At 67.3% G+C, this 10156-nt stretch carries 11 protein-coding genes; 2 read left to right on the top strand and 9 right to left on the bottom strand.

Features of this window, described 5'->3' with window-relative positions; translation table 11 throughout:
• The 3 genes from KAY22_RS19610 to htpX form a co-directional block, all read right to left on the bottom strand.
• Nucleotides 1-372, bottom strand: a 372-nt coding sequence (locus KAY22_RS19610; RefSeq protein WP_296624961.1) for an MFS transporter, incomplete at its 3' end; no start/stop codon positions are given.
• 117 nt (nt 373-489) lie between these two features.
• Nucleotides 490-1761: an RsmB/NOP family class I SAM-dependent RNA methyltransferase gene (locus KAY22_RS19615; protein ID WP_296624962.1), complete on the bottom strand. Its 1272-nt coding sequence runs from the start codon at nt 1759-1761 to the stop codon at nt 490-492.
• A 136-nt stretch (nt 1762-1897) separates the two neighbouring features.
• Nucleotides 1898-2860 (bottom strand): zinc metalloprotease HtpX, encoded by a 963-nt coding sequence (gene htpX / locus KAY22_RS19620; RefSeq protein ID WP_296624963.1) that lies wholly within the window; start codon nt 2858-2860, stop codon nt 1898-1900.
• Nucleotides 2861-2967: 107 nt separating this feature from the next.
• On the opposite strand from htpX, the gene KAY22_RS19625 reads away from it, so the two are divergent.
• Complete coding sequence (locus tag KAY22_RS19625; RefSeq protein ID WP_296624964.1) at nt 2968-3147, top strand: DUF1674 domain-containing protein; 180 nt, start codon at nt 2968-2970, stop codon at nt 3145-3147.
• Between the two features lie 3 nt (nt 3148-3150).
• On the opposite strand, the gene KAY22_RS19630 is transcribed toward KAY22_RS19625, so the two are convergent.
• The 6 genes from KAY22_RS19630 to KAY22_RS19655 are packed head-to-tail and all read right to left on the bottom strand — an operon-like array spanning nt 3151 to nt 9486.
• Nucleotides 3151-4041: a hypothetical protein gene (locus KAY22_RS19630; RefSeq protein WP_296624965.1), complete on the bottom strand. Its 891-nt coding sequence runs from the start codon at nt 4039-4041 to the stop codon at nt 3151-3153.
• 32 nt (nt 4042-4073) lie between these two features.
• Nucleotides 4074-4763, bottom strand: coding sequence for a uroporphyrinogen-III synthase (locus KAY22_RS19635; protein WP_296624966.1), 690 nt, complete (start codon nt 4761-4763; stop codon nt 4074-4076).
• Nucleotides 4760-5689, bottom strand: coding sequence for a hydroxymethylbilane synthase (hemC, locus tag KAY22_RS19640; protein ID WP_296624967.1), 930 nt, complete (start codon nt 5687-5689; stop codon nt 4760-4762). The genes KAY22_RS19635 and hemC overlap by 4 nt, the downstream gene beginning before the upstream one ends.
• A gap of 54 nt (nt 5690-5743) precedes the next feature.
• Nucleotides 5744-7144: an MATE family efflux transporter gene (locus KAY22_RS19645; protein WP_296624968.1), complete on the bottom strand. Its 1401-nt coding sequence runs from the start codon at nt 7142-7144 to the stop codon at nt 5744-5746.
• A gap of 54 nt (nt 7145-7198) precedes the next feature.
• On the bottom strand, nt 7199-8731 hold the full coding sequence (locus KAY22_RS19650) for a hypothetical protein (protein ID WP_296624969.1): 1533 nt from the start codon (nt 8729-8731) through the stop codon (nt 7199-7201).
• Nucleotides 8732-8790: 59 nt separating this feature from the next.
• Nucleotides 8791-9486 (bottom strand): TetR/AcrR family transcriptional regulator, encoded by a 696-nt coding sequence (locus tag KAY22_RS19655; protein WP_296624970.1) that lies wholly within the window; start codon nt 9484-9486, stop codon nt 8791-8793.
• A gap of 199 nt (nt 9487-9685) precedes the next feature.
• On the opposite strand from KAY22_RS19655, the gene KAY22_RS19660 reads away from it, so the two are divergent.
• Nucleotides 9686-10156, top strand: a 471-nt coding sequence (locus tag KAY22_RS19660) for a Plug domain-containing protein (RefSeq protein ID WP_296624971.1), incomplete at its 3' end; no start/stop codon positions are given.

Raw genomic sequence — 10156 nt, forward strand, 5'->3', positions numbered from 1 at the left:
CATCAGCGGGCCGCCGCACAGCCCCTGCCCGACGCAGCAGGCCACCAGCATGGTGAGCGTGGTCGACAGTCCGCAGAGCACCGAGAACAGCCCGAAGCCGAGCATGGCGACGGCGAAGGTACGGACGGCGCCGAAGCGCATCGCCAGCCAGCCGGTCAGCGGAACGCAGATGGCCTCGGCCACGGCATAGGAGGTGATGATCCACGTCCCCTGCGACGCCGATATCCCCAATGATCCCGCGATGTGCGGGACCGAGACATTGGCGATCGTCGTATCGAGCACGACCATGAAATTGGCGAGGGCCAGCACGATCCCGGCGGCGAGAAGGCGTCCGCCGCGCAGCGTCTCGGCAGGAACATCATTGGGTGCCATCACCGGACTCCGAAGGCGGATTGCGAGTCGAACGCTGTACTAGGTCGTACAGTTTTCGCCCTGCCGCGCCTCGGCTGTTCTGTCAATCATTTCGTACTCTATGGTACAGTTTTTGGATTATCCCTTGCGGGTGAAACGCGCGATGAAGAAACCATCGGCCCCACCGCTGTCGGCCAGCGTGCCTGGCTTCACGCGCACCCGCCCGACCTTGTCCGCGACGATACCGATCGGCAGTTCTTCGGGCTGTACGGGATCGAGTCGCCAATCGGCGTGGCCGCCAAGGAACCCCTTGGCGATCTGTTCCCCCTCGTCGGCTTCGAGCGAGCAGACCGCGTAGATCAGCCGTCCGCCGGGTGCCACCAGCGAAGCGGCGTGGGCGATCAGTCGCAGTTGCTGCTCGGCCGCGTCGGCGATGATCCTTGCCGTTGCGCGGTGGAGGACGTCGGGGTGGCGCCGGAAGATGCCGGTGGCCGAGCAGGGAGCGTCCAGCAAGACCAGATCAAATGGTTGTTCCGCCGCAAACTGGGCCGCATCGGCGACGTGGATATCGGCGCGGAGGCGGGTCCGCTCGAGATTTTCACGAAGCCGCGCCAGCCTTGTGTCCGACTGGTCCACCGCCGTCACCTGCCAGCCGGCTGCCGCGAGTTGCATGGTCTTGCCGCCAGGGGCTGCACAGAGATCGAGCGCCCTGCGGCCTTTGCCCGCCCCCGCCAGACGTGCGGGCAGGCTCGCGGCGATGTCCTGGACCCACCAGTTGCCCTCGTCATAGCCCGGCAGATCGACGATGCGGCGGCCCGCTGCGATGCGCACATGGCCGGGCTGCAGACTTACGCCCTCCAGCCGCTCAGCCCAGACCGCGCTGTCCTCGTCAGCTTTGATGGTCAGGTCGACCGGCGGCGGCGCAGCGAGCGATCGACGCGCGGTTTCGACCGCCTCCGCGCCCCAGCTCCTTTGCCAGCGATCGACCACGGCGGCGGGCAGATGCGGCGGATCGGGAAGCGTTGCGTCTTCGCGCATCGTGCGGCTGAAAACGGCATGAATCAGCTTGCGGGGGCCGCCGTCGGCGAGCGGAAGGATCGTCGTGATCGCCGCATGGGCGGGCGTCTTCAGGACCAGCGCCTGCACCAGCGCCATCCTGAGCAGCATGCGAGCCTTGGAGTCCGGCGGCAGCGGCCGTTCCGTCGAGACGTCGATCAGGCGGTCGAGATCGTCGAGGCGACGGAGCGTTTCGGCCGCGATGGCATGGGCGAAGGCGCGGTCGTCGCCCCGGTCGAGTTCGGCGCATGCGCCGTCCATCGCTGCTTCCAGCGGGGCGCCGCGCCGCAGGACCGCATCGAGGAGCTTGAGCGCGGCAAGGCGCGTGGGGGTGCCGGGGGGAGAGTCTTTCACCGGCCAGCCCTTAGAGCGTTTTCCAGTCAGGTGGAATCACCTGATGGTTCGGAAAAGGAAACGACCGCTCCAGTCGTTCGATCGCGGGGGGCGAACCGTCATCGACGTCGTCCATTATCCCCCTGCTCGCTGCGCCTCAACGGCGGCGGTTGGGATCGAGCGCGCTGCCCCGGGGGCGGGTCTTCGGCACCGAGGAGACAGCCCCGGCGCGATGCTGCGGAACCGTGCGCGCCAGGGGACGCGCGGGAGCAGGCAGGCTGCCCATTTCGCGGGCGATGTCCTGCAACTGCGCGATCCGGTTTTCCGTCGCCGGATGCGTCGAGAACAGGCTGTCGCCGCCCCGGCGAAAGCCGGGCACGATGTACAGCGCGGATGCGGCAGGGTTGCGCTCTGCCACCGGGTTCGGGATGTGCGCCGCGCCGTTGGCGAGCTTGGCCAGCGCCGAAGCGAGCGCATGCGGCTTTCCGGATATCTCCGCGCCGCCCCGATCCGCGCCATATTCGCGCGAGCGGCTGATCGCCATCTGAACGATCATCGCGGCAAAGGGCGCAACGAACACCGCCAGGATGGTCGCCAGCACCTGCCCGCCATCGCGATCGCGACCGCCGCCGAAGAACATGCCGAAATTGGCGAGCATAGAAATCGCACCTGCGATCGTCGCAGTCATCGTCATGATCAGCGTGTCGCGGTTGCGGACATGGGCAAGCTCATGCGCCATCACGCCCTCGATCTCGTCGCGGTCGAGGATGGCGAGCAGGCCGGTGGTCGCGGCGACGGCGGCGTGCTGCGGATCGCGGCCGGTGGCGAAGGCGTTGGGATGCTCGCTGTCGATCACATAGACCTTCGGCATCGGCATGTTCGCGCGCCGGGCAAGGCCGTGGACGAGACCGACCAGTTCGGGGCAGTTGCCGGCGTCGACCTCGCGCGCGCCGTGCATCTTCAGAACGATCTTGTCGGCATTCCAATAGGTGAACAGGTTCATGACGCCCGCCACCGCCAACGCGATCAACGCGCCGCCCGAGCCGCCGATCGTGAAGCCCAGTGCCATGAACAGCGCGGTCAGCGCTGCCAGCAGCATCGTGGTACGTACCAAGTTCATCTTGTCATCGCTCCTCAGGATGACAATGTGGGGGACATGTCCCGCCCGTTCAATCGCCCGACCGTTCAATCGGAGGTCGATCGATCCGGCATCAACGCCAACAGAGGATGAACCCCATGGCCGGAAAGCGCCCGCCGCACGTCAAGGCCCCAGCGCATCTGTCGCCGAGCCCCCCCGTGCCGCAGCCAGAAGAGGTGCGCCCCGCCGCCGAATCGGGCGGACGCGACGGTCCCGATCCCACCCGCTATGGCGACTGGGAGCTCAAGGGTATCGCGGTCGACTTCTGACGGTCAGCGACTTCCGGCAGCGATCGGTGCACCCGCGATCGGCACGCTAACCGCGGATTGTCCGGCTGCGGGCTTTGCCGCAGGCATGGCCGGTTCGAGCAGGGCGGCGCTCTCGATCCGGTCGAGGGCGGCCCGAGCCTGAACATAACGCCGGGCTGCGCCGATCCAGTCCGCAGCCGCCGCACGAGCGGGAAGCCGCGCAATTTCCGCCAGCGCCTTGTCGACATTGCCTGAGGCGAGCGCGTCCTGCGCGCGGGCGAAGCGGTCGACCGGAGCGGTCGAGGGTACGCCCGCCTTGCGGATCACGATCAGCCCGCCGATCTCACGGCGAACCGCGTCGAGCCAGCTTTCGTCTTCGGCACCTGCTTCCAGTTGCGGACGCAGCGCCTCGAGCTGGTCGCGCAACATGTCGGTCGTCACCGGCTGGCGGCTGGCGCTGATCACGGTGGCGACCGCGCGTGGATCGGCTCCGGCGAATTTCTCGCGCAGCACGCCTTCGAGATAGCCGAGCGGAGCGCCCCGGTCGATCGCACGCCGCGCGGCGAAGGCGACCAGCAGCCGTTCGGCGCGCATCGCCTCGCTGCTGGCGGCGGCGGTGCGCTCGTCGATATCCTCTACCTTCTCTTCGATCTGGCCGATGCGCTGATCGATGATCGTCTCGACCACCGCTGCCGGGGGCGGCGGCGCGATGTTGGTCAGGGTTGGCGGTACCTGGGGGGCTGCGGGCGGGACGATCACGGGCAGGCGCGGTTTGACGAGGTCCGAGACCTCGTCATAGCGGTAGAACAGCCAGGCCATGCTGCCCATGCCGACGAGCAGTGCCACCAGCAGACCCAGCAGGATCGCGATGAACGGGCGGCGCGGGCGACCATAGACTTCGGCTGGTTCTTGCATCGTCGGTTCGTCTCGCTCTCTGTCGCACGCCCTTATTGGCACAGCCGGGCAGCCGCCGCCAGAAGCGCGGCATCATCCGGCATGTCGGCCGCGATGGTTGCAGCCCAGCCATGCCCCGCCGCCTCCGCCACCGCTGGCGCGAGCGCGGCAATGCCGATGCCGGCCCGGGGGATGGCGGCTTCGTCGACCAACTGCGCGAAGCGTTCGCCTGCGCGGCCCGAATGGAGGAGGACGACCGCTTCGCCGCTGCGCAAGGCCAGTTCGGCCTTCTCGCTCAGCCGGCCTGCGGCGGCGCTGCGATAGACGAGGCGGCGGTCGAGCCGGATGTCCGGATGTTCGCTGTCGCGGTGATCTTCGCCGGCGAGATGCAGCGCCGATGTCACCCCCTCCTCGGCGGCAGTGAGCATCATCATTGCGGCGTCACCGCGACCCGTGCGGATCCGGGTAAAGCCGGCGGATTTGAGCGCGCGGGCGGTGGCCGCGCCGACTGCATAGGCCGGCATGTCGCGATAACGGGTCAGTGCCTTGCCCGCCTGCCGCACCGCATTGGCGCTGGTCACGAACAGCGCGTCATAATCGGTGGCGGGCGGCGGTTCCCACGCGAGCGCTTCGATCCGGAAGATCGGCGCCACGATCGGCCGCCAGCCTTGCTCGAGCGCACTCTTCGCGGTCATCGTGGCGCCCGGTTCGGGGCGCAGGATCAGCAGCGGACGGCGGCTCATGCGCCGGTGAACAGTTCAGCGAGCGCTGCCGGAGCGTCGTGGAGCAGGCGTGCAGCGAGAGCCGCCGCATCGCTGGTCTGCAGCAGCATCGCCTCACCCGAGCGGCAGATTGCGCCGTCCCCGCTCATGATCTCGGCGCGCATGTGAAGCCCCGCGCCCGATCGCACAGCCAGCGCCGCGACCGGCGAACGGCAATCCGCGCCGAGCGCCGCGAGCAGCGCCCGTTCGGCCGACACGCAGGCATTGGTCGACGGATCGTCGATTGCGCCGAGGATCGCGCGCAATTCCTCGCGCGCGGCCAGCGTCTCGATCCCGACCGCGCCTTGCGCCGGAGCCGGCAGCATGTCGGTCACGGGAATCGGATGGCCGACATCGGGCCGGCCGAGCCGTTCGAGCCCGGCACTGGCAAGCAACGTCGCATCCGCCTCGCCCGCAGCGAGCTTCGCCAGCCGCGTGTCGACATTGCCCCGGAACAGCACCACCTCCGCATCGGGCCGGGCGCGGCGCACCTGCGCGGCGCGGCGCGGGGAGGAGGTGCCAATGCGCGGCGACGGCGGCAGGGCTGCCAGGCTTTCGGCGCCGATCAGCCGATCGCGCACGTCGGCTCGCGGCAGCATCGCGGCGATCACGATCTCGGCCGGGCGGATCGTCTCGACATCCTTCATCGAATGGACGGCGAAGTCGATCTCGCCATCCTGCAGGGCGCGGTCGAGCTCCTTGGTCCACAGCGCCTTGCCGCCGACCTCCGCCAGCGGTCGGTCCTGAATGCGGTCGCCGCTGGTCTTGATGGTGACGATCTCGATCATGCCCTCGGGCCAGCCATGTGCGTCGCGCAGGGCGGCGATCGTCATCCGGGCCTGGGTCAGCGCCAGCGGCGATCCTCTTGTGCCGAGGCGGAGCGGGCGGGAAGGGTGAGGTGCTGTCATGGCGCCTGCATAAAGAAGGAGGCGGCGGAGCAAAAGACCCACCGCGTCACGGTTTCAGTCGCGCCGTTCGACCGGCAATTCGAGCAGCCCGAGCCGCTCCCGCCACATCCAGCGCCACAGGAGCAGCACCGAGACGACGCCGAGCCCGGCCGCCAGCCCCAGCCAGATTCCCACACCGTCGAGGTGCAGCTTGAACGCGAACAGCACGCCGGTCCCGATCCCGACGACCCAATAGCCGAAGGCAGCGAAGATCATCGGAACGCGGGTGTCCTGCAGGCCGCGCAGCACGCCGGCGGCGATCGCCTGGGTGCAGTCGACCAGCTGGAACAGCGCAGCGACCGCCAGGAAGGAGACCGCGAGGTCGACCACGATCATGTTGGCGGGCAGGTCGACATCGATGAACGCTCCGATCAGCGGGCGCGGGGCGAAGAGCAGCAGCGCCGACGCAGCGGCGGAGAAGGCCCCTCCAAGGCCCAGCGGCAGCCATCCCGCGCGACCCACGGCCGCCGGATCGCCCCGCCCATGGGCATAGCCGACCCGCACCGTCGCCGCCTGTCCGACGCCCATCGGCACCATGAAGCAGAGCGCCGCGATCTGGATGGCGATCGCATGGGCGGCAAGCTCGGCGCGTCCGATCAGGCCCATGAGGAACACCGCCGCGTTGAATACCGTCGCCTCGAATCCGACGGTGATCGCGATCGGGAGGCCGATCTTCCATACCGTCTTGAAGCGCGGCCAGTCTGCGACCCAGAAGCGCCCGAACAGGCGATAGCGGCGGAAGCGCCGGTCGCGCATGACCACCAGCCCCATGCCGATCGCCATGAAGCAGGATGTCAGCAGGCTCGCCAGCCCGGCTCCGCGCAGGCCCATGGCCGGCAGGCCGAGATGACCGAAGATCAGCACCCATCCGGCGAACGCATTGAACGGCACGGTCAGCAGGGTGACGATCACGCCCCAGATCGGCTTTTCCAGTGCGGCGACGAAATTGCGCAGAACCAGGAAGAGGAAATAGGGGAACAGGCCCCATTGCAGGCCATGCACCAATTCGGTGGCGCGGGCGGCGAGTTCTGGGTCCTGGCCGATCGCTATCAGCACTGCCTCGGCCTGCCACAGCAGCAGCCAGGCGGGCAGGCAGAGAAGGCCGGCGGCCCAGGCTGTCTGCCTGACCGAGCGCCGGATATCGCGGACCGAATGGAGCTTGCGGCCGCGTTCGCTGGCGATCAGCGGCGACACGGCGCTGGTCAGGCCGATGCCCGAGATCAGGAAGGCGTGATAGAGGTTGAGCGCCAGCGAGCCGGCGGCCACCGCGTCCGGTCCGAGCCGGCCGAGCAGCAACAGGTCGGTCGCGGATATCGCCGACCAGCCGAGATTGGCGATGACGAGCGGCAGGCTGAGCGCGATCAGCGCTCTGGCTTCGGTTCGCCAGGGCGAGCGCGATTCAGGATTCTCCTCCATGGCGCGCTCCATAGAGATTTGGCGCGCGAACGGAAACCGCGCTTGGCGGAAGCGCTAGAACAGGGCGGGTCTCGGCCAGGGGCGGTCGAAACAGGCCAGTACTCCATCGTCTGCCACGACATGCGGTCGGCGCGGGCGCATCGCGGCCGGCAGGCTGTCCACGGGCGCGAAATAGCCGGACTTGGGAAAGGCAGCGAAGCTCTCGTCCCAGGCGCGTGCGACATGGCAATGGCCGATCGGGCTGGCGGGAAAGCTCAGCGCCCGCAGGACCTCGGTCAGCGGCGTCGCCGCTCCGACGCACAGCAGCGCCACCAGCGCGATCTTTCGGCGAACCGATGCCTGCCAGCCGCCACCCATCATGTCGGCCAGATGCGCGATCAGGATCGCCAGCGCCGGAATCGTCGCACGCATCGCGAAGTCGATCCAGCCGCCGATCTGGACCAGCGGCGCCACCAGCAGAAACAGTGCTGCCGAGCCGAACAGCGGTCCGCCGAAGCGCCCCTTCAGGCCGGCCAGGCCGATCAGCAGAAAGGGAATTATCTCGATAGTGAGAAAGCTCAGGTAGATGTCGGGCCGGATCGGAAAGGCGCGCAGCCCTACCGCGTCCGACTCTGACGCCAGATAGAGAAGCGCCGGCAGGGCGACGACCGTGGCTACCCCCGGCAGCAGCAGGTCCGCCGCCCGGATCGTGCGCCGCCGGACGCCCTCTGCGCAGGCTAAGGCGAGGAAGGGCATCAGACCCAGCGCCGCAAAGGGCGACCAGAGCGCGATCAGGGGTGGCAGCATCAACAAGGCGCCGAGGCCAAGCCTCCGCTCGCGCCAGAGCAGGACGGCGAGCGCGCCGAACCAGCCAGCGAGCGCATGCTGCGGCACCCAGAAGGCGAGGGTGATCGTCGACGAAAATTGGGACGGTCCCCAGCCTTCGAGATGCGCGGTGGGCGTGATCCCCGCTGCATGGCCGACCTTGATCTGGCCGATGATGTCGAGCCCGCTGAACAGCAGGAAAATGGTGAGCGCGATCAGCCGGCGGCGCCCGTCCCGGAAGAGTGTCGAACCGATCGCGAAGAGCATGCCCAGGAACAGCGCATTCTGCGCCAGCAGTGCGATGTCGGCCGCGCTGCGGCCAAGGGCTTTGCCGACGAGTGCCGGTGCGAGATACATGCCGATCGGCGCCCGCAGGATATTTCCGTCCGCATAGACGAAGGGCCAGGGGTTCTCGATCATGTCGCTGAGCACGGCATCGCGGACCTGCCAGTCGACATTGGCGTAGAGCAGCCGCCCTTCGCCGCCGAGGACCAGCAGCAGTGTAGTGCCACCGATGCAGAGCAGCAGCCGGCCGACCGTCGGCCCCGCGAGGAGGTCGATCCGGCGGGGCAGGGTCATTAGCCAGAACAGAGCGAGTGTCAGACCCGCCCAGCCCGCATGCACCCATAAGCCGCCGAACCCGAGAAAGCGGCAGAGCAGGAGAAGATCATAGCTCAGCCAGCCGACGATCCCGCCGAACAGCACCGCCGCCGGCACCGTCCGCCGAAGCATCGCGAGCCTGTGCGAGGTCGATCGGCCGAGGGGCGGGGCGAGACTGGCCATCGCGGCAGGCTAGCCGATAATGGTTAACGGGATGTCCGCTTATTGGGCGATTGTCGCGGTCAGCCCGCGTGCAGGCCGAACAGCGGAGCGGCCCCGAACTCGGGCGTGCCGACCGCGCTGGTGATCATCCCGAGCACATCCTCCACGGTGGGTACGAACTCTGCGTCGCTGATGGGCGAGATCTTGTTCTCGCGATTGACGAGCGTGGAGAGGAAGGAGATCGTGGCGAAGAAGAGGCGTCGTTCGGCTGCGGCGGCGCTGAGGAAAGACAGGCGCGCATAGAAGAGCTCCTGGATCTTCTGGAGCGCGGGAAGGCCTTCGCGATCCGCCGGGTGCATGATCCCCTGGGGCCGTTGATACAGCAGATAGCGGATCAGGAAGGCGGCGTAGGAATAATTGCCTTCATCGTCCCGAAGGCCCAGATGAGGCAGACAGATCATGGCGATGATGGTGCGCAGATCCTGTAGCGCATTTGCCGATTCCGCCTCGCGGAGCATCTCGAAACGTATCGGTTCGAGCAGGCCTGCGCGATACTCGAAGATCGCCTGCATCAGCCCTTCCTTGCTGCCAAAGTGGTAGCGGACGGCGTTGTTGTTGCCATGACCGGCTGCCACCGCGATTTCCCGCAGCGATGTGCCTTCCAACCCCTGGCGCGCAAACAGCTTCTCACCGGCAAGAAGGATCTGGCGCTTGGCGGGATTTAGCTCGGCCGCGAACGTCGGACTCTCGATGGTCTGCCGAAAGAAGAAATGCATGTCCGCTGTTTAACGCATTTGCGTTCGAAAACAAGGCGAGTGCAGCTAGGATGACGCAGTTGAGTTAGGTGTTTGGCCGATTTTCCCTATTATTTTGGCTAGTGCCCTTCGACTCTTCTTGCTCTTTGAGTGTGATGAGCAGATAAAAAATAACGCAAGTGCGTTCATAAAGAGCGCTAGAGATAAAGGGGAAGGGTGTATGAAGGGCAGGCAATCCGCGCGCGCCAGGCTGTTGACCGGAGTGATTCTCTGCGTCGGCTTGGCGACCCCTGCCATCGCGCAGGAAGAAGGGGGCATCCAGGATATCGTCGTTACCGCGCGCAAGCGGGTCGAGACGACGCAGGATGTTCCGGTGGCGGTCACCGCGCTGACGCGGGAGCAGCTATCGCGCTACGATCTTTCCAATCTCGAGCGGGTCGCTGCCTCGACGCCGCAGTTCGTCATCGGTCGCGCGCCGAGCGGATCGGGCGCGACCCTTGTCCTGCGCGGCATCGGCTCCAACACGACCTCCATCGGTCTGGAGCAGTCGGTCGCGGTCGTGGTTGACGGCATTTATTATGGCCAGGGACGCACGATCAACGAAGGCTTCTTCGATCTCGGGCGCCTGGAAATCCTCAAGGGCCCTCAGGCGCTGTTCTTCGGCAAGAATGCGACGGCAGGCGTGGTATCG

This window comes from Rhizorhabdus sp., assembly GCF_018006725.1.
GTDB lineage: Bacteria > Pseudomonadota > Alphaproteobacteria > Sphingomonadales > Sphingomonadaceae > Rhizorhabdus.

Excerpts from the sequence above, each read along its gene's own strand:
- hemC (WP_296624967.1), bottom strand. The coding sequence starts at position 5,689 with ATGACAGCACCTCACCCTTCCCGCCCGCTCCGCCTCGGCACAAGAGGA.
- KAY22_RS19650 (WP_296624969.1), bottom strand. The coding sequence starts at position 8,731 with ATGGCCAGTCTCGCCCCGCCCCTCGGCCGATCGACCTCGCACAGGCTC.
- KAY22_RS19625 (WP_296624964.1), top strand. The coding sequence starts at position 2,968 with ATGAACCCCATGGCCGGAAAGCGCCCGCCGCACGTCAAGGCCCCAGCG.
- KAY22_RS19630 (WP_296624965.1), bottom strand. The coding sequence starts at position 4,041 with ATGCAAGAACCAGCCGAAGTCTATGGTCGCCCGCGCCGCCCGTTCATC.
- KAY22_RS19655 (WP_296624970.1), bottom strand. The coding sequence starts at position 9,486 with ATGCATTTCTTCTTTCGGCAGACCATCGAGAGTCCGACGTTCGCGGCC.
- KAY22_RS19635 (WP_296624966.1), bottom strand. The coding sequence starts at position 4,763 with ATGAGCCGCCGTCCGCTGCTGATCCTGCGCCCCGAACCGGGCGCCACG.
- htpX (WP_296624963.1), bottom strand. The coding sequence starts at position 2,860 with ATGAACTTGGTACGTACCACGATGCTGCTGGCAGCGCTGACCGCGCTG.
- KAY22_RS19645 (WP_296624968.1), bottom strand. The coding sequence starts at position 7,144 with ATGGAGGAGAATCCTGAATCGCGCTCGCCCTGGCGAACCGAAGCCAGA.